The organism is Bradyrhizobium sp. 192, from assembly GCF_023100965.1.
Lineage (GTDB): Bacteria > Pseudomonadota > Alphaproteobacteria > Rhizobiales > Xanthobacteraceae > Bradyrhizobium > Bradyrhizobium symbiodeficiens.
In genome coordinates, this window is record NZ_CP064690.1 from 69296 (window position 1) to 88922 (window position 19627).

Annotated in this window: 15 protein-coding genes; 9 read left to right on the top strand and 6 right to left on the bottom strand. The window is 61.6% G+C overall.

Translation table 11 applies throughout. The annotated features are described in order from the left end of the window. Positions 1-4: 4 nt before the first annotated feature. Genes cyoB through IVB24_RS00380 form a run of 6 tightly spaced genes read left to right on the top strand, consistent with a single transcriptional unit; the run spans position 5 to position 5752 of the window. Positions 5-2002: a cytochrome o ubiquinol oxidase subunit I gene (gene cyoB / locus IVB24_RS00355; RefSeq protein WP_247771702.1), complete on the top strand. Its 1998-nt coding sequence runs from the start codon at positions 5-7 to the stop codon at positions 2000-2002. Continuing rightward, entirely contained in the window at positions 2003-2632 is a 630-nt protein-coding gene (cyoC, locus tag IVB24_RS00360; protein WP_094973444.1) for a cytochrome o ubiquinol oxidase subunit III, read from the top strand. Continuing rightward, positions 2629-3009, top strand: a complete 381-nt coding sequence (gene cyoD / locus IVB24_RS00365; protein WP_094973445.1) for a cytochrome o ubiquinol oxidase subunit IV — start codon at positions 2629-2631, stop codon at positions 3007-3009. The genes cyoC and cyoD overlap by 4 nt, the downstream gene beginning before the upstream one ends. Further along, positions 3006-3854, top strand: coding sequence for an SURF1 family protein (locus tag IVB24_RS00370; protein WP_247771703.1), 849 nt, complete (start codon positions 3006-3008; stop codon positions 3852-3854). Before cyoD ends, IVB24_RS00370 begins: the two co-directional genes overlap by 4 nt. Next, on the top strand, positions 3826-5229 hold the full coding sequence (locus IVB24_RS00375; RefSeq protein ID WP_162308320.1) for an ATP-binding protein: 1404 nt from the start codon (positions 3826-3828) through the stop codon (positions 5227-5229). The genes IVB24_RS00370 and IVB24_RS00375 overlap by 29 nt, the downstream gene beginning before the upstream one ends. Continuing rightward, a complete protein-coding gene (locus IVB24_RS00380) occupies positions 5219-5752 on the top strand; it encodes a response regulator transcription factor (RefSeq protein ID WP_140482221.1) in 534 nt (177 codons plus the stop codon). The genes IVB24_RS00375 and IVB24_RS00380 overlap by 11 nt, the downstream gene beginning before the upstream one ends. Before the next feature lie 98 nt (positions 5753-5850). Here the strand turns inward: IVB24_RS00380 and IVB24_RS00385 are convergent, their stop codons facing one another. From IVB24_RS00385 to IVB24_RS00405, 5 genes are all read right to left on the bottom strand, one after another. Then, a complete protein-coding gene (locus IVB24_RS00385; protein WP_247771704.1) occupies positions 5851-6669 on the bottom strand; it encodes a CarD family transcriptional regulator in 819 nt (272 codons plus the stop codon). Positions 6670-7016: 347 nt separating this feature from the next. After that, positions 7017-7355 (bottom strand): ferredoxin FdxA, encoded by a 339-nt coding sequence (gene fdxA, locus IVB24_RS00390; RefSeq protein ID WP_094973449.1) that lies wholly within the window; start codon positions 7353-7355, stop codon positions 7017-7019. A gap of 132 nt (positions 7356-7487) precedes the next feature. Then, positions 7488-7712, bottom strand: coding sequence for a S4 domain-containing protein (locus IVB24_RS00395; protein WP_247771705.1), 225 nt, complete (start codon positions 7710-7712; stop codon positions 7488-7490). Positions 7713-7823: 111 nt separating this feature from the next. Beyond that, the gene (locus IVB24_RS00400; protein ID WP_247771706.1) at positions 7824-11273 is read right to left on the bottom strand and encodes a helicase-related protein; all 3450 of its coding nucleotides are present in this window, start codon (positions 11271-11273) and stop codon (positions 7824-7826) included. 730 nt (positions 11274-12003) lie between these two features. Further along, positions 12004-12813, bottom strand: coding sequence for a DUF3108 domain-containing protein (locus IVB24_RS00405; protein ID WP_247774260.1), 810 nt, complete (start codon positions 12811-12813; stop codon positions 12004-12006). A gap of 599 nt (positions 12814-13412) precedes the next feature. On the opposite strand from IVB24_RS00405, the gene rpmB reads away from it, so the two are divergent. The 3 genes from rpmB (at position 13413) to rmuC (ending at position 19267) form a co-directional block, all read left to right on the top strand. Next, complete coding sequence (gene rpmB, locus IVB24_RS00410) at positions 13413-13724, top strand: 50S ribosomal protein L28 (protein WP_247771707.1); 312 nt, start codon at positions 13413-13415, stop codon at positions 13722-13724. Between the two features lie 199 nt (positions 13725-13923). Further along, positions 13924-17622 carry an SNF2-related protein gene (locus IVB24_RS00415; protein WP_247771708.1) on the top strand — a complete coding sequence of 1233 codons (3699 nt, stop codon included), beginning with the start codon at positions 13924-13926 and terminating at the stop codon, positions 17620-17622. 19 nt (positions 17623-17641) lie between these two features. Next, on the top strand, positions 17642-19267 hold the full coding sequence (rmuC, locus tag IVB24_RS00420; RefSeq protein WP_247771709.1) for a DNA recombination protein RmuC: 1626 nt from the start codon (positions 17642-17644) through the stop codon (positions 19265-19267). A 78-nt stretch (positions 19268-19345) separates the two neighbouring features. Here rmuC and IVB24_RS00425 read toward each other — a convergent pair whose 3' ends face one another. Next, on the bottom strand, positions 19346-19624 hold the full coding sequence (locus IVB24_RS00425; RefSeq protein ID WP_247771710.1) for a DUF1488 family protein: 279 nt from the start codon (positions 19622-19624) through the stop codon (positions 19346-19348). Between the last annotated feature and the right edge of the window lie 3 nt (positions 19625-19627).

Below are 19627 nucleotides of genomic sequence, written 5' to 3' on the forward strand. Positions count from 1 at the left end.
CCGCATGTCTCCTGATCTTCTCAAGCTCATCTTCGGCCGTCTCGGCATCGATTCGCTGCCGCTGCACGAGCCGATCCTCGTCGGCACCTTCGTGGTGGTCGCGCTCGGCGGTGCCGCGTTGCTCGGCGGCATCACCTATTTCCGCCTCTGGGGTTATCTCTGGCGCGAATGGTTCACCAGCGTGGACCACAAGCGCATCGGCGTCATGTACATGATCCTCGGCATCGTGATGCTGCTGCGCGGCTTCGCCGACGCCCTCATGATGCGTGCGCAACAGGCGATGGCGTTCGGCGGTTCCGAGGGCTTCCTCCCCTCCCATCACTACGACCAGGTCTTCACCGCCCACGGCGTGATCATGATCTTCTTCGTGGCGATGCCGCTGGTGACCGGCTTGATGAACTATGTGGTGCCGCTCCAGATCGGCGCGCGCGACGTGTCGTTTCCGTTCCTGAACAATTTCAGCTTCTGGATGACGGTCGGCGGCGCGGTGCTGGTGATGGCCTCGCTGTTCATCGGCGAGTTCGCCCGCACCGGCTGGCTGGCCTATCCGCCGCTGTCCAACATCGGCTACAGTCCTGACGTCGGCGTCGACTATTACATATGGGGTTTGCAGGTCGCCGGCGTCGGAACGACGCTGTCCGGCATCAACCTGATCTGCACCATCGTCAAGCTGCGGTGCCCCGGCATGACCATGATGAAGATGCCGGTGTTCACCTGGACCTCGCTCTGCACCAACGTCCTGATCGTCGCCTCCTTCCCCGTCCTGACCGTCGTGCTCGCGCTGCTCACGCTCGACCGCTACGTCGGCACCAACTTCTTCACGAACGATTTCGGCGGCAGCCCGATGATGTACGTGAACCTGATCTGGATCTGGGGCCATCCCGAGGTCTACATCCTGGTTCTCCCGGCGTTCGGCATCTTCTCTGAGGTGACCTCGACCTTCTCCGGCAAGCGGTTGTTCGGCTACACCTCGATGGTCTACGCCACGGTGGTCATCACCATCCTGTCGTACCTGGTCTGGCTGCATCACTTCTTCACGATGGGCTCGGGCGCCAGCGTCAACTCGTTCTTCGGCATCACCACGATGATCATCTCGATCCCGACGGGCGCGAAGATGTTCAACTGGCTGTTCACGATGTATCGCGGCCGTATCCGCTACGAGCTGCCGATGCTGTGGACGATCGCGTTCATGCTGACCTTCGTGATCGGCGGCATGACCGGCGTGCTGCTGGCGGTGCCGCCGGCCGACTTCGTGCTGCACAACAGCCTGTTCCTGATCGCGCACTTCCACAACGTCATCATCGGCGGCGTGGTGTTCGGCGCGTTCGCCGGCATCAACTACTGGTTCCCGAAGGCGTTCGGCTTCAAGCTCGATCCGTTCTGGGGCAAGATGTCGTTCTGGTTCTGGGTCACCGGCTTCTACCTCGCCTTCATGCCGCTCTATGTGCTCGGCCTGATGGGCGTCACCCGCCGGCTGCGCGTGTTCGACGATCCGAGCCTGCAGATCTGGTTCGTCATCGCCGCGTTCGGCGCTTTCCTCGTCTTCCTCGGCATCCTCTCGATGCTGATGCAGTTCGCGGTCTCCTTCCTCAAGCGCGAGCAGCTCAAGGACGTCACCGGCGATCCCTGGGACGCGCGCACGCTGGAATGGGCGACCTCCTCGCCCCCGCCGGACTACAACTTCGCCTTCACCCCCGTCGTTCACGACAATGACGCTTGGTGGGACATGAAGAAGCGCGGCTACCAGCGTCCGCTGACCGGGTTCAAGCCGATCCACATGCCCAGCAGCACCGGCACCGGCATCATCCTGGCCGGCCTCGCGACCGCGATGGGATTCGGCCTAATCTGGTACATCTGGTGGCTGGCCGCATTGAGCTTCGCAGGGCTGCTCGTCGTCGGCATCGGCCACACCTTCAACTATCACCGCGACTTCGACATTTCGGCTGACGACGTCATCCGGGCCGAGGACGCGCGCACCAAACTGCTCGCCGGAGCCAAGTAAATGACTGTCGCTGTCCATCCCACCCAATCCGGCGAGCCGGTCTTCTACCTCGCCGACGAACATCCGCATCCGGAAGGCTACAGCACCTCGCTCGGCTTCTGGATCTACTTGATGAGCGACTGTCTCATCTTCGCGATCCTGTTCGCCACCTTCGGCGTGCTCGGCGGCAATTACGCCGCCGGCCCCGCGCCGAAGGACCTGTTCGAGCTGCCCCTGGTGGCGGTGAACACCTCGATGCTGCTGCTGTCGTCGATCACGTATGGTTTTGCTATGCTGACGATGCAGCAGAACAAGGTCGCGCAGACGCAAGTCTGGCTCGCGATCACCGGCCTGTTCGGTCTCGCCTTCATCGGTATCGAGCTCTCCGAATTCGCCCACATGATCCATGAGGGCGCCACGCCGCAGCGCAGCGCTTTCCTCTCCGCCTTCTTCACCCTGGTCGGCACCCACGGCCTGCACGTCTCCTGCGGCCTGATCTGGCTGGTGACGCTGATGGTGCAAGTCCAGAAGTTCGGCCTGATCGAGGCCAATCGCCGCCGCCTGATGTGCCTGTCGATGTTCTGGCACTTCCTCGACGTGGTCTGGATCGGCGTCTTCACCTTCGTCTATCTCCTGGGAGTTCTGCGATGAACACCGATACCCACGCCGCCCACGCCGACGATCATCACCACGAAGACGGCCACGCCCACGGCACGTTCTCGACCTACATGCTCGGCTTCGTGCTCTCGGTCGTGCTGACCGCGATTCCGTTCTGGCTGGTGATGAGCGGGGCGCTGCCGAGCAAGCAGATCACTGCGCTGGTCATCATGGCCTTCGCCGTCGTGCAGATCGTCGTGCACATGATATACTTCCTGCACATGAACACGACGTCGGAGAACGGCTGGAGCATGATGGCGCTGATCTTCACCATCGTCATGGTGGTGATCGCGCTGTCGGGTTCGCTGTGGGTGATGAACCACCTCAACAGCAACATGATGCCGATGCACCAGATGAGTGGAATGAATTGAGCGAATTAGGGACCGTGACAAACATGGCAAGCGGGGCGCGCGGCAAGGCTGCACGTCCCTCCCTGTGGCTCACGGTCCTCTCGCTGACAGCCCTTGTTCTTCTCATCGCGCTCGGAATCTGGCAGATCGAGCGCCGCGCCTGGAAGCTGGCGCTGATCGACCGCGTCGAGCAGCGCGTCCACGCCCCGGCCCAGCCGATCCCCTCGTCCGCTTCATGGCCCGCGGTCAACGCCGCGAGTGACGAATACAGGCATGTCAGCCTCAAAGGCCGCTTCCTGCACGACCGCGAGACCCTCGTGCAGGCCGTCACCGAGGAGGGCCCGGGCTTTTGGGTGCTGACACCGCTCCAGCGCGACGACGACACGCAAGTCCTGATCAACCGCGGCTTCGTGCCATCGGAGCGGCGTGAGGCATCGACGCGCCTGGACGGCAATCCGGACGGCCAGGTCGAGATCACCGGCCTGCTCCGCATTTCGGAGCCGAAAGGCGGCTTCCTCCGGAACAACGTGCCTCAGCACAACCGCTGGTATTCGCGCGATGTCGCAGCGATTGCGACGGCCCGCGGCCTCCATGACGTCGCGCCGTTTTTCGTCGATGCCGACGCCGGATCACAATCCGCTGGCGGCCCGATCGGCGGATTGACCGTGGTCCGCTTTCCCAATAACCACCTGATCTACGCGCTGACGTGGTTTGCCCTCGCTTTCATGCTGGCCGGCAGGCTTTTCGTCCAGTTCGGCGGCGGGCTGTTCCGCCGCGAGCGCTTCGTCCACGAATCGGATGGCGGTCCAGATGCCGCCACCCGCAGGACGGGATCAAATGCTGGAACGATCGTCGAGCCGACCTGACGACGGGAAGACGCTTTCCCACACACTTGCGCATGATGGACCGGCCGTCACGCTGCAATCGCAGGCGGACGCGCGCAGCGAGCTGATCGGCGCCGCGCCGACCGACGATGAGACCAACCGCAAGAACATGGCGCTGCTGATCCAGCTGCGCTGGACCGCGGTGATCGGCCAGATCGTGACCATCGGCGGCGTGCATTTTGGGCTCGGCATTCCCCTGCCGCTGGAGCGGATGGGCGCAGTGATCGGCGCTCTGGTGCTGCTCAACGTCTCCAGTCTGGTCTGGGTGCGCCATCGCGCCGCGATCACCAACAACGAGCTGCTGGTCGCCTTGATGCTGGACGTCGCCGCGCTGACCGCGCAGCTCTACCTCTCTGGCGGTGCCACCAATCCCTTCACCTCGCTATTCCTGCTCCAGGTGACGCTCGGCGCGGTGCTGCTCGACGGCCGCTCGACCTGGTCGCTGGTCGCGCTGACATGCGCGAGTTTTGTCTGGCTGACGCTGGCATATCGCCCGCTGGAGCTGCCGCCCAACCCATTGAGCGAGACTTACACGCTCACGGTCGCCGGCATGCTGCTTGGGTTCGTGCTCAACGCCGTGCTGCTGGTCGTGTTCGTCACCCGCATCAACAGGAATTTGCGCGAGCGCGACGCGCATCTGGCCGCGCTCCGCCAGCATGCGGCCGAGCAGGACCACATCGTCCGCATGGGCCTGCTCGCCTCCGGTGCAGCCCATGAGCTCGGCACGCCGCTGGCCTCGCTCTCCGTCATCCTCAGCGATTGGCGCCGCATGCCGGATCTTGCCGCCGATCAGGAGCTCGCCGAGGACCTCGCGGAGATGGAAACCTCGCTGCAACGCTGCAAGTCGATCGTGACGGGCATCCTGGTCTCGGCGGGCGAAGCGCGCGGCGAAGGCTCGTCGCCGACGACGGTGACGGCGTTCGTCACCGCCCTGGTCGACGAGTGGCGCGACGCACGCTCGGCGCGGACGCTCTACTTCGTCAATACCTTTGGCGAAGACGTTGCCATCGTCTCGGATGTTGCTTTGAAACAGGTGATCTTCAACGTGCTCGACAATGCCTATGAGGTCTCGCGCGACTGGGTCGAGCTCGTGGCCGAGCGCGAGGGCGACAATCTCGTGCTGTCGATCAGTGACCGCGGCCCGGGCTTTGCGCCGGAGATGCTGGCGCAGCTCGGAAAGCCCTATCAATCGAGCAAGGGCCGCGCCGGCGGCGGGCTCGGCCTGTTCCTGGTGGTGAACGTGGTGCGCAAGCTGGGCGGCACCGTGACCGCCGAGAACCACAGGAAGCGCGGCGCCACCGTCCGCCTCACGCTGCCGCTCGCAACGCTCGCGATCGGAGGGAATTTTGACGCCTGACCGTTCGCTCATCGTCGTCGAGGACGACGCGGGTTTTGCACGCACGCTGAAGCGCTCGTTCGAGCGCCGCGGCTACGAGGTCGTGCTGGCGGCCTCGATCGAGGAGGTACGCACCGCTCTGGACGAGCGCTCCTTCGGCCATGCCGTGGTCGACCTCAAGCTCGGCGGCGCTTCGGGCCTTGCCTGCGTCGAGCTCTTGCACACGCATGACCCTGAAATGCTGATCGTGGTACTGACCGGCTTTGCCAGCATCTCGACCGCCGTGGAGGCGATCAAACTCGGCGCCTGCCACTATCTCGCAAAGCCCTCGAACACGGACGACATCGAAGCCGCATTCACCAAGGCCGCCGGGAATGCCGAGGTCGCCCTCGACGCACGGCCGACCTCGATCAAGACGCTGGAATGGGAGCGCATCCACCAGACCCTGATCGAGACCGATTTCAACATCTCGGAGGCGGCCCGGCGATTGGGCATGCACCGGCGCACGCTGGCACGGAAGCTCGAGAAGCGGCCGGTGAAGTGAACCGTCCGCAACTCTCAACGCCGTCTACCCCCCCCAAACAAAAAGCCCGGCCGAACGGCCGGGCTTTTGATCTATTGCGATCGACGCGACGAAAGCGCTTACGCAGCCTCGTCGGCAACGGTGGTGTCGTCGCCATCGGTGTCGTCGGTATCGCCCTCGGCATCCGCCTCGCCTTCGGCGGTTTCGGACTTGGCACCGCGGCGCGGGCTCTTGGCGAGCTGGGCCTCGATCTCCTTGACCGCTTCGGTCTCGGTCGAGTGCTGCACCACCGCGATCTCGCGGGACAGACGATCGAGCGCCGCTTCATAGAGCTGGCGTTCGCTGTAGGACTGCTCCGGCTGCGATTCCGAGCGGAAGAGATCGCGCACGACTTCCGCGATCGCGACGATGTCGCCAGAATTGATCTTGGCTTCGTATTCCTGGGCGCGGCGCGACCACATGGTGCGCTTGACGCGGGCGCGGCCCTTGAGCGTCTCCAGCGCCTTCTTCACCAGCGCCGGCTCGGACAGCTTGCGCATGCCGACATTGGCGACCTTGGCGGTCGGCACGCGCAGCGTCATCTTGTCCTTGATGAAGTTGATGACGAACAGCTCGAGCTTCGCGCCGGCAATCTCCTGCTCCTCGATGGCCAGGATCTGGCCGACGCCGTGAGCGGGATAGACGACGAATTCATTGGCCTTGAAGCCCTGGCGCTGGGTCACGACCTTCTTTTCCTCGACCTTCGGCGCAGCGGCCGCCGGCTTCACAGCGGGCTTGGCGGCAGCGACGGGAGCCTTGGCAGGAGCAGCAACGGGAGCCTTCGACGCGGCGGGCTTCGCAGCAGGAGCCTTGGCAGCAGGGGCCTTGGCAGCGACAGGCTTGGCGGCAGGCTTTGCAACGGTCGCTTTCGCGGCCGGTTTGGCAGTCTTGTTAGGCATTGCGCTTCTTTTGTTCTTCGAGGACTTTGCAGCCGGCGGCGCCTTGGCAGCGGCCCGACCCTTGGATGCGCTACGGCTGGCCGCGGCGACTTTTTTGGCCTCCTTATGGGAAGCCCTCGCTGAAGTACTCTTTTTACGCGTTTTCTGTGACACAGCCTGCGCGCGGAAACTGCCACGCCCCTGTTCGACATTTGGTTTCACGGGAACCCAGCGGGGCCAACGGGGCTGACAGGGTTCGGCTTAATGTGCCCATTATAGCACATTTCCCGCAAAAATCAATGATTTAGGGGTCTTCAGGGCTGGTTTTCAGCGGCAGCGACGCTATTAGGGTTAAGTTTGAGCCCGATTTAGTCGCCGGAGCCGGGGTTCGGGGAAAAATATTTCTCGAACTTGCCTTCCGCGCCGTCGAATTCCTTGGCGTCGGCAGGTGATTCTTTCTTCTGGGTGATGTTCGGCCAGCTCTTGGCGTACTGGGTGTTCACTTCCAGCCACTTTTCGAGGCCCGGTTCCGTGTCCGGCTTGATGGCATCGGCGGGGCATTCCGGCTCGCACACGCCACAATCGATGCACTCGTCCGGGTGGATGACGAGCATGTTGTCACCCTCATAGAAACAGTCGACCGGGCAGACCTCGACGCAGTCGGTGTACTTGCACTTGATGCAGTTTTCAGTGACGACGTAAGTCATCCAACGCTCCGAAAAGCTCTTTTAAAAGTCGCGGCTTGCGTAGCGCGGATGGCCGGGCGCCGCAAGGTCGGGAAGGCCCGATCATGACGGCTTTGCGCGTTTGATCGACCAAGAAATGAATGCAAAGCGCAATTAATTGCGCATCCCGAGCTCTTCGTAGAGCACGCGCGCCGAGGCGGCATCGCCGCGGCGTTCGCTGAAGCCTGTCACCTTCAACACGCGCACGGTGCGATCGAGCGCGACGGTGATGACGTCGCCGAGCTTGATCGCATGGCCCGGCGCCTTTTCGCGCTCACCGTTGACGCGGACATGACCGGATCCAACGAGTTCGGCCGCCGAGGTCCGCGCCTTCACCACCCGCGCGTGCCACAGCCATTTGTCGAGGCGCTGCCGCTCGGTCGTGGCTCTATTCCTTCCGACGCGTTTTCTTCACGCGCACCGCTCCGCACTTCGCTTGAAAACGCTATGCTACTCCTTGCGCCCGGAAAGCTGCTCCTTCAGCGCGGCGAGTTTTGCGAAGGGCGAGTTCGGATCGGCGGGACGGTCGCGTTCGCGTGGGTTTGCGCTCGAGGCGTAGGGACGCAGCGACGGACCGCCCTGGCGGTCGCGGCCTTTGTCGCGATCCCGGCCGCGGTTGTCACGGCCCTTGTCGCGATCTCCGCCGAACTTGCCCTTGTCGCGATCGCGTCCCTTGTTGTCGCGGTCCTTGTTGTCGCGATCCTTGCCCTCGAAGCGGCGGTTCTTGTCGTCGCGCCCCTCGGGACGCGGCGCGCCTTCGCCACCCTCGCGCGGCTTGCGGAAGTCTCTGCCACCGTCCCTCCGATGCCCACCACGATGACCCGGCTTCGCGCCGTCGGCGGTTTCGCCGGGCGCGGCGCTCGCTGCACCGGGTGCGGCGCCAGCTTCAGCGCCGGCCTGCGGACGCTGGTTCTGGTGACGCTGGTGGCGATGGCGCTCGTGGCGCGGCTTGCGGTCTTCGTGACGGCCGCCGGGACGCCAGACCTCGATCAGCTCGGGCTCGGCGGGCGTCGCCGCAGCTTCAGGCGCGGCGGCGTCGGGTGACGCGGCAGCTTCGGTTGCGGCCGTCTCGGCCGGGGCGGCTTCGAGGCCGGCGGACTCGACGGGCGCAGTGGGCTCTTCCGCCGGCGGTGCAATGCCGGGCGCGTCTTCGGGCGTGACGGGGGCCTCGGGAGAGGCCACCAGCGCCGGCTCAGCCTCCTGAGCCGGCTCGTCCTGCGGCTCCATGCCGGGTGCGTCTTCGACGGTGACCGGCTCGGCGGCAGCTTCGGTGGAAGCCTCCGCCGGCAGGCCGGCAACGGCCTCGGCCGCAGTCTCTGTCGAGGTCTCGTTCGAGGTTTCCGCGGTGCCTTCAGCCGGGGGCGTCTCGGTCGCGACGGTTTCAGACACGGATTGCTCGGCCACGGCCGGCTTTGCCGGCAGCGGCGGACGCTTCTCCATGCGATAGCCGAGGGCACGCAGCACCGAGGCGAAATCTTCGCCGGCGGAGCCCGTGAGCGAGGTCATCGCCTGCGTCACCACGAAACTGCGGCCGTCGAAGGCGCCGGCCGGCTTCTCACCGGATGCGTTCTCGCGCCAGGCCAGCGCCGGGCGGATCAGATCGGCCAGGCGCTCCAGGATGTCGACACGCACGGCGCGCTCGCCGGCCTGCTTGTAGCCGAGCACGCGATAGGCATCGCGCGGCAGCGCCTTGTCGACCGGGAACGAGGTACGCCCCGAGGAGGCCAGATGCTGCGCGCCTGAGAGCGAGGACAGATCGACATTGTCCTGCTTCAGCGCCCACAGCAGCGCGGCCAGCGCACGCCCGGCAGGCTTGAGCAGGCCGGGGAAATAGATGTGATAGGCGCCGAACCGGACGCCGTATTTGCGCAGCACCGCGCGCGAGGGCTGGTCGAGATCCTTCAGCTCGTTGGCGATCTTGGGACGCTCGAGCACGCCGAGGGCCTCGACGAGCTGATAGGCGATGCCGCGGGCGATGCCGGTGACGTCCTCGGCCTTGGACAGCTCGAACATCGGCCCGAGCAGCTTCTCGACATGGGTCTTGAGCCAGAGCTCAAGCCGGGCCTGCACCTTGTCGCGGGGGGCGCCGGTCAGGCGCTCGTCGGAGATGATGCGGATGCGCGGATGCAGCGCGTCCTCTGCGGCAGACAGTCGCGCCACCGCGTCGCCGGTCCAGCGGATGATGCCTTCCGAGGTCAGCACGAACTGATCGTCCGGCGCGTTGCCGAGCTTTTCGGCGCGCGTGTTGATCTCGCCGGCGAGCACCGCTTGCGCTGCAGCCTGCAAGGCTTTCGCATCGGAGCCGGCTTCCGCCGCATCCGGTGCAAAGGTGAAGCCATCGAGACGGCCGATGACATGGCCTTCGACGATGACTTCGCCGGTCTTGCCGATTTCAGTATTCAAGCTCGTGTTCTCCCGCAGGCGGCGCATCAATACACTGGTCCGGCGATCAACGAAACGCTCAGTCAAGCGTTCATGGAGCGCATCCGATAATTTATTTTCGACCTCGCGGGCAATTCCCTGCCAGCGTTCGGGGTCTTTCAGCCAGTCCGGACGGTTGGCGACGAAGGTCCAGGTGCGGATCTGCGCGATTCGGGCCGACAGCGTGTCGATGTCGCCGTCGACGCGGTCGGCCTGAGTGATCTGGGCCTCGAACCAGGCATCGGGGATGCAGCCCTTCCGCATCAGGAAGCCGTACAGCGTGGTCACCAGCTCGGCATGGGCGGCCGGCGACAATTTTCGATAGTCGGGGACCTGGCAGGCCTCCCACAGCCGCTCCACGGCCTCCTTGCCATGCGCGACATCGCGCACTTCGGCGTCGCGGGCGGCGTGCTCGAGCACGCGCATGTCCTCGGCAACAGGCGCGCGCGTCAGGGCCTCGTGGCCGGGGCCGAGGTTCAGGGACACCTGGAGCGCGCCGAGCGAGGCAAAATCCAGCCTAACGTTGCGCCATTGCAGCATCTTCACGGGTTCGAAAGTGTGGTTCTGCAGCGCGTTGACGAGCTCGGGCTCGAACGGCGCGCAGCGGCCGGTGGTGCCGAAAGTGCCGTTGCGCGTTGCGCGCCCCGCGCGGCCTGCAATCTGCGCGAATTCGGACGGCGTCAGCCGACGGAACTGGTAGCCGTCGAACTTGCGGTCGGAGGCAAACGCGACGTGGTCGACGTCGAGATTGAGGCCCATGCCGACGGCGTCGGTGGCGACGAGATAATCGACGTCGCCGTTCTGGAACATCGCCACCTGCGCATTGCGCGTGCGGGGCGAGAGCGAGCCGAGCACGACGGCGGCGCCGCCATGCTGGCGGCGGATCAGCTCGGCGATGGCGTAGACCTCGTCGGCCGAGAACGCGACAATCGCAGTTCGGCGCGGCTGGCGCGTGATCTTGCGGTCGCCGGCGAATTCCAGCTGCGACAGCCTGGGCCGCGTGATCATGGAGACGCCCGGCAGCAGCCGCTCGATGATCGGGCGCATGGTGGCAGCGCCCAACAGCAGCGTCTCGTCGCGGCCGCGGCGGTTGAGGATGCGGTCGGTGAAGACGTGGCCGCGCTCGAGATCGCTGGCGATCTGGACCTCGTCGACGGCGAGGAAGGAGACGTCGAGGTCGCGCGGCATCGCCTCGACGGTCGACACCCAATAGCGCGGGCTCTTCGGCTTGATCTTCTCCTCGCCGGTGACGAGCGCGACCGCGTCGCTGCCGACCCGCGCGGCAATCTTGTTGTAGACCTCGCGCGCGAGCAGGCGCAGCGGCAGGCCGATCAGCCCCGAGGGATGCGCGAGCATCCGCTCGATGGCGAGATGGGTCTTGCCGGTGTTGGTCGGGCCGAGCACCGCGGTGACGCCGGCGCCAGGCACGCGATCGGAAAGCGCGCGCTCGAAAGCGAAGGGGGAGGAGGAAAAGGGCATCTGGGGGATTAGTTAGTGCCTGATTGGGCGAATGTCAGTGCTGTCTGGTGCGCGTCGCTGCTCCTCATCCTGAGGAGCGCATCAGCGCGCCTCGAAAGATGAAGGCCCGGCTGCCGGTGCCGTCGCCAAGCTCCTTGCCCTTCGAGACGGCCGCTTGCGCGGCCTCCTCAGGGTGTGGGGCGCACCAAACGTGGGAGCCCCTCCCCAAATCCCGCGCAACTGTCTCACTTTGCGACGCTTTTCCCGTTGGTCTTAAGCTTCGGAACGACTCTAGAACGAATCGCGGCCGAATCGCTGACTCCCCCTGGAGTCCTGTTCCGTTCACCGCAACATGTCGCGGGACTCTTATTGGCTGCGACTAGATGGAGTTTTGGGCCGCCGTACAAGTGACGTTTCGATGGCGCAAACCGTTAAGTTGGGGACGGCGCGGAGTCGAATCAGAATCGGGGAGGAGTCAAATGGATTCCCGGGGCCTCGTCATGCGCGGGCTCGACCCGCGCATCCATCGCAACACGAGCGTCTGTCCAAGGGATGGATGGCCGGGTCAAGCCCGGCCATGACGGCTGCCCTGACCCTTTTTTGCGAAAACAACCCCATGCACAGTAGGCATGCCATTGAATTTGCTTTGTTTTTTTCCAGCTCCGACGGGTCATTCCGGGGCGGCGCGCAGCGACGAGCTACGGTGCGCCCCGGGATGACGGCGAAGAAAGAACGCACCCGCCGCCACCGCTTACTGCGTCTTGGCGACCTTGGGCGGCTGTGCCGTGGTGATGAAGCTGGTGGCTTCCAGCATGGCCGGGCCGAGCGGCGTCGGCACTTTCAGCCAGAACGGGACCAGGATGCGCGTGCCCGCCACCGGCGCGAAGGCGATCTCGATGTTGCGCTGGGCGGCGAGGTATTTGATCACGGGGCGATCGGGGATGTAGCCCGCAACAGGCACGAAATAGAGCGAACAGACCACCACCGGGCCCTTGTAGCCCTTCTCGGCCTTCACGGTCTCCATGCGCTTGAAATCAAGCTTGAGGTCGTAGCGCATGCGGCCGTCGAACACGGGGGCCGAGCTGTGGCAGGCCTCCGGCGAGACCGGGTCGCCAGTGCCCGATACCCGCAACAGCGAGGCCGTCATGGGGTCCCAGACGCCGCGGCGGTGCGCCTCGGTGACGACGATACGATCGGGATCGACCGGCGGCTCCGGCAGGATGGCAAAATCCTTCACATTGCCCTTGTCGAGCGTGATGCGGATCTCTTCGGTCTTCTTCGAGGTGGTGGTGGAGGCCTGATAGCCGGTCGCAACCAGCGCGCCATTGACGACCCGCCCCTGGCTGGCGCCGGTGCCGGACCCGCCCGTGAACGACTTCAGCAGCCCCGAGGTGCCGCCGGACGCGGCCGCCGCGAACACATCGTCGTTGATCTCGATGTTCCAGGCGCCCTTGCCGACGGGAATGCCGGCCAGCGAGGCCTCATATTGCGCCTCGAGCTTGCCCTGCGCCGCCGCCGGCACTGCGCCCCACGCCACCGCCAGGCCGCAAAGCACCGCCAGCCATCCAGCAAAGCGCGGGCGGACTGAGCGCTGTTCGGGCGCAAAAAGTAGCGTTGTGGGCACGAAACAATCCAATCGGGGCGCGACGGCTGTTACTTAAGCCAAAAACAGCGGCAAACAATGTGTCGGAGCGTGTCAATCCGGGAACTCCGCCGGACTCTTCGGCGGCGAATACGCCCTTTATGTGATGTTAAGGCGCGACAAACACTGCCGTTTTGGTGATTGGGGGTAGCCGCGGGCTCCGACACCTCTCCCGCTTGCGGGAGAGCACAGGCCGCCTTCGGCGGCCGTCCTCCGGAGAACGCCGAGGCGGAGCCTCGGCTATGGCGCAGCGCGGGTGAGGGCTCTTTCCTCTGGGGGGCACCATCCGTAATGATGTCTGCCCCCCAGAGGAAAGAGCCCTCTCCCCACCCTCTCCCGCAAGCGGGCGAGGGAGCGCACCATCCGAGCGGCCCCCAAAAGACCGCCCAAAACCTTGACGTCCCGCCCCTTCCCCCCTATACGTCCGCCGCTCCCTGCAAGGACAAAAGAATTCGCCCCCGTGGCGCCCAGAATGGCGGCCGCAAATCGTTGGGGGTTTCAGGATAAGGATTGATGCCATGTCTCGCCGCTGCGAACTGACGGCCAAGGGCCCCCTCGTCGGCCACAAGGTCAGCCACTCCAACATCAAGACCAAGCGCCGCTTCCTGCCGAACCTGGTCAACGTGACCTTCATCAGCGAAGCCCTGGAGCGCAACGTGCGCCTGCGCGTCTCAACCAACGCGCTGAAGAGCGTCGACCACAATGGCGGCCTCGACGCCTACCTGATCAAGGCCAAGGCCGACGTCCTGTCGCCCCGCGCCCTCGATCTGAAGCGCGCCATCCAGAAGAAGGTCGGCCCGACGCCGGCGCCGGAGAAGAAGGCGAGCTGAGCGATTTAGAATTGGGCGGGGGCTTGCGTCGCGAGGCGTAGGCTTAGCCGAGTAAGAGTTTGCGTTGCGGCCGGATCGGAAGATCCGGCCGTTTTTTGTTTTTGGCGGTACGACAGTAGTACAACGACGAAAGTGCACTTGCCCGCAATGGTGGCACCGAGCATCCTGCGGTTGAGCACGTCGCAGATCGGGGCGGAGGATGGACGTCGCCACTGAATTTAAGTCGAAGATTCTTAGCCGCAGCAAAGAGCCCGACGAATACCGAATTTACCGAGCAGGTCTCGAATGGGATCTGACCGATCCAATTGTCATTGATCGACCGGAAGACTTTAAGTCGACGCCGAGGTGGAGCGATCGTCTCACTCCGTACCATCACCAAGTAACCAACCTCATTACATTCTGCCGTCGTCTTCCCGTGACTCTGCTTGCAGACGACGTTGGTCTTGGAAAAACGATCAGCGCTGGCCTGATCATCAGCGAACTCGTCGTTCGATCACGACTGTCCAAAGTCCTAATCGTCTGTCCAAAAATTCTTGCTCAGCAATGGAAGGAGGAACTCGAAGCGAAGTTCAACATTCCAGGCATCGTTGCATTCGGGAGAGATCTACTGGATGCGGAGCCTGATGAAGTCGGTGCGGTAATCACAACATACAATTCAGCTCGATTGTATCTTGAACAGCTTCCTGAAGACCGCTTCCAGATGCTTGTCCTAGACGAAGCGCACAAGCTCAGGAACCTTTACGGGGTCCCTAACGCCCCGCAAGTGGCGAAACGCTTCCGAAAGGCCCTGGAGGAACGACGATTTCCCTACGTCCTAATGTTAACCGCAACACCCATCCAAAACCGCTTGTGGGATCTATATTCTCTCGTAGATCTACTGACTGTCGCACGTGGACATGACAACCCCTTCGGCAGCGAAGGCATGTTCATCCGGAAATTTGTTGCTGATCCGCGGGAGGGGGCACGACAGCTAAAGGAAGAGGCGAGAGACGAATTTCGATCGATCGTTTACGGTTACATGTCCCGTGTCCGTCGAGGTGACGCGAAGCTTTACTTCCCTGAGCGAAAGGTTTTGAGACACGAAGTCGATCCCACTGCCGCAGAGCTTCAGCTCATCAAGGCAATTGCCAAACCGATTCAAAAGCTCAATCGACTCACCCAAATCTCGATACTACAGGCGCTGACGAGTAGTCCTGAGGCGCTCTCGGCTCAGTTAGAGAACATGGCGCGGAACGGGACGGCTCCGGCTGACCTTGCAGCGACCGTCAAAGGTATCGTGAGCAAGATGCCTCTGACGGCGAAGCTCCACGGCCTCAACAAACTGATAGAAAAGCTAAAGAAAGAGAATCCAGAGGGTTGGAGACTGGTCGTATTCACGATCCGACGAGAAACTCAAACGACAATCCAAAACTTCCTAGAAGGCCATGGACTGAAGGTCGGCATAATTAACGGCGACTCGGGAGAACGGAATCAGGAGACCATTAGGCTCTTCCGTGGAACGCCTCCACGCTACAGAGTCTTAGTATCAACCGAAGCGGGTTCCGAAGGCGTCAATCTTCAGATCGCGAACGTGCTCGTCAACTACGACCTGCCTTGGAATCCGATGATTGTCGAACAGCGAATCGGGCGCGTGCAGCGCCTCGCTTCGACGCACGCATTTGTAAGCATCTACAACGTCACTTTAAGAGGAACTTTTGAGGATTACATCGTCGGTAGACTGATGGAAAAACTTCAGATGGCGTCACACGCCGTTGGAGACGTAGAGGCTCTTCTGCAAGGCGCCGATGTCGGCGACGGTGATGAAGACGGCGGATCAGGCTTTGAGGACAAAATCTTAGATCTTGTGCTTGCCGCATTAGCAGGCAAGGACGTCGAAAAAGCTACCAAACTTGCCGAAAAAAGCATTGAGGACGCCAAGCTAGAGCTTGATCGCGAAGAGGCAAACATCAACTCCATGCTCGGAGGCACGGAGAATTCTGAATATGACGGTCCACGCACGCCGACACTCCCCGAAAATGAAAGGTCGCTAGATCCGCGCGAGTTCACGTTGGCCGCACTCAAGTTCCTCAAAATCCAACTGACTGAGGAGACTAATGGACTTCTTCGCGCTGAAGAGAATGGGGGACGCGAATACATCAGATTTGCCGACCCGGCCGATCCAGCCAGACGAACCACGCTATACGCACCGGGAGCGCCAGCCTTCGAGCGCCTTGTTAATCGCGTCGTTGCGAGCGGACTACATAAAGTAGAGGATCTTGACCAAGATCCGACGCGAGCATCCCGCGAAACTGCCCAAACTTGGGTTAGCCAATTCGGGGGACAGTTCGTGTCCTCGGAAGCCACAGATGCCGTCCGAATGTTCGATGGGTCAGCTCTCTTGCGTGTTCGAGCTACGGTGGCTCACGATAGCTACGAGCGACTTGTGGGCGTCGACTGCAAGAATCAAGATCATCGGAGTGAGCGCGGCAAGACCGCGATCAATCCAATTCCAAAGGCAGTCGATAGACCTCAATCCCTTGGCATCGACATCGACACGCTTCAGAGAGCCGCGATGTCGGATGACGGCATTTCTGAATTCTCACGCTTCTACTTGGAACGTCGAGAACATGAGACCGCACGCACATCCGATACCCGCAAGCGCAAGAAGCTGGAAGACGAGTTTACCCCTCGGCTTGAAATGACCCTCGTCGGACTCGACGGCAGAGTGCATCGGGAAATCGGCGTAGAGGTGAGATATACTATCGACTCGGAACACGAATACGAGAGTCTTCTCGTAGTTCGCCCCCACGATGGGACACTCGTTCGAGCCCCCGAACTGAGCTTATGCTCTAAGTCTGGAAAGACTGTGCCTAGCCATTGCTTGGCCAGATGTGACGTGACCGGCGCCTACGTGCTCCAACACCTCCTCACAAAATCAGAAACGAGCGGGCGGCTTGTTCTTCCAGAATTCACGATTTTCTGTGCGCTCAGCGGAAAGCGCATTCTTCGTGAAGAGGCAGAATTATCTGCTGTATCTGGAAATCTAGTTTCGGCCGACCTCCTCAAAACGTCCGCGATGAGCGGAAGGAAGGCCGAAGCAGAGTATTTTCGCGTATGCTCGTTTACGAAGTTAGATTTTCTCGCCGACGAATTGGCTGTCAGTGAAATCTCCGGAAGAGACTATAGGCGCGACGAAGCAATGAAGTCGTCAGTCTCCGGAAGGACAGGCCACAAGCATGAATTTGCCCTATGCCACGAGACGCGCCTGCCCATGGCGATGGACGAAGCAGAAAAATGCGAGATAACCGGCCATCTTGTGAGAGCCGGAGTTCTTGAGAAATGCGAGATCACCGGCAAGATGGTTTTGCCAATTGGCCTCGAAAAATGTTCGCTAACGGGCAAACGAGCGCTCAAGCGCTACTTCGTTAGCAGCAGTCTATCAAGTCTCCGATTCTTGGAGCAGGTTGCCCAGCGATCATCGACCGGAACGTTCTGCACACCGGCCGAACGGCGAACATGCGCGTGGAGTGGCCGTGCCTCCCACCCAGATGACATTCGAAACTGCGAGCTGACTGGCCTCTCGATCCACCTTGAGTTCATGACGCCAAATGCGCCTTACCGACTTCAGCCTCTGATCGAGATGCTAAATGGTGTCCGCCGAAATTCGGACGGCATCGAAAAATGGCCCGAACTTGCTAGCCGGCTCGCGTTAGCCCAAAACGGCGGAAAGTATCGGGTGGAAGCTGCAATTGCATCACCAGACAATCGGCACCTGGCGACGTCCTCTGAATCACGAACAATGCTGGGTCTCCGCGTGTTTCAAGTCGGCGCTCTTTACGACGTTTCAGCGAATACCATTGTCGGACGCATCTGTGTTGGAAAACGTGGCAGGGATAGTTGGATAGAAATCGATCGCTGATTTTTCTTTGGGGGAACAAATGGATTTGAACCTTTCGCTATTGTCGGCATCGTGTGGAATTAGCTTAATCGCAGCCATACTCTCGCTCCTCAGCTACCTATCTTATCGTCGATTGGCTCAAGAATTGTCGCTGGCCGCGCTTGGCAGACTACTTCGCGAAGAGACGGAAGTGCTTCGCCGAGCAACTGAGGATCAATCAAGGAGCGTCCGGGAGGAACTCGCCAACCTACTAGCCAAATTTCAAGAAGCGATCATCGTTGGCTTCAGCAGCCTTGGACGAGGTATCAACGAACAGATCAAGGAGTTTTCGACCCGGCTCGATAGCGGAAATTCATCGATTGAGCTGCGAGCCGATGGCATCGCATCCAAGTTGGACGCTGACATCGAGAAAATGAGATCGGAGGCAGTCACAAATCGAGATAATCTTCGAGGCATGATCGAACAGAAGCTTGAGCAGAACTTGACGGGACACGCCGAGACGGCTCGCATCCTGAAAGACGAACTCAGTAACAGCTTCCACCGGCTAGGAACTAGCGTAAGTGACTCGCTTACTCAATCGAGCCAATTGCAGAGCGAACGGCTCGGCAATGTCAATGACACTCTGTGCTCCCTCACTGAAAGACTGGAGAAGGCACAAGAAGGAATTCGCACCACGGTGGAAGCACGTCTTGAGGTCATTCGTAGTGACAACGCCGCAAAACTTGAGCAAATGCGTGCTACTGTCGACGAAAAGCTTCACGATACTTTGGAGCAACGACTTAATAATAGCTTCAAACAAGTCAGCGATCAGCTCGAACAGGTCTTTCGCGGCTTAGGAGAGATGCAGAACTTGGCCACGGGTGTCGGCGACCTCAAGCGTATGATGACAAATGTAAGGGCTAGAGGCACTTGGGGAGAGGTCACATTATCCAGCATCCTCGAACAGGCGATGGCGCCCGAGCAGTATGAAAAGAACGTCGAGGTAAGGCCCGGGAGCAACCAGAGGGTCGAGTTTTCAATCAAACTTCCGGGTGGCGAAGGTGGCCCGCTCTGGCTGCCAATCGACGCGAAATTTCCGACCGAAGATTTTGAGCGATTAGTGGACGCATCAGAGCGTGGCGATGTAGAGGCAGTCGACCTAGCCGGCAAAGCCTTGGAGACACGTATTCGGCAAGCTGCGAACGATATCGCAACAAAATACATTCATCCGCCATTCAGCACCGACTTTGCGGTAATGTTTCTACCTACTGAAGGCTTGTACGCCGAGGTCATCAGGAGGCCCGGCCTTTCAGACTTTCTCCAGCGCGAGAATCGAATTCTCGTAACTGGACCTACAACCCTGCTTGCACTTTTGAACAGCTTGCGCATGGGTTTCAGGACCCTCGCCATTCAAAAGCGATCTAGCGAAGTCTGGCAAATTCTCGGCGCAGTAAAGACCGAATTCGAAAAATACGGTTCGATTATCGATAAAGTACAAAAGAAGCTACAGGAAGCTTCAAACACTATTGATGGGGTATCGATTCGGAAGCGTGCGATCGACCGAAAGCTACGTTCTGTAGAAATGCTGCCGGAAATTGAAGTGACGGCACTTTTGGCGACGCCAAACTCAGACGAGCCTGAACCGTCAGCAATTGAGGAATTGCAATCGGTCGAGACTGACGCTTAGCAGGAGCGATCTCGAAAGCTTACGCTTCATAGGCATATTGGCGGAACAGACCACACTACGCTGGCGATCCGCGGCCCCCTACCCCCGAAAATCAATGCTCCGCAGCACGATCCCCGGCGGTGTCCCCTCAAACTCCGTCGCCTGATACTTCCGTTCGACGCAGGCTTCGATGCGGTCGCGCAGGCGCATGAACTGCTCTTCGCGCTCACTGGGCCTGGCGCGCGGGCCGCGCTCGAGGTCGTCCATGGCGGAGGTCGAGATCGCGCAGGCGAATTCCTTCGGCCCGTCCTGCATCGAGAACTGGACGATGCCGCGATCCTGGTCGTGGGCGATGAAGCGGCTGGTGGTGAGTGTCATGGG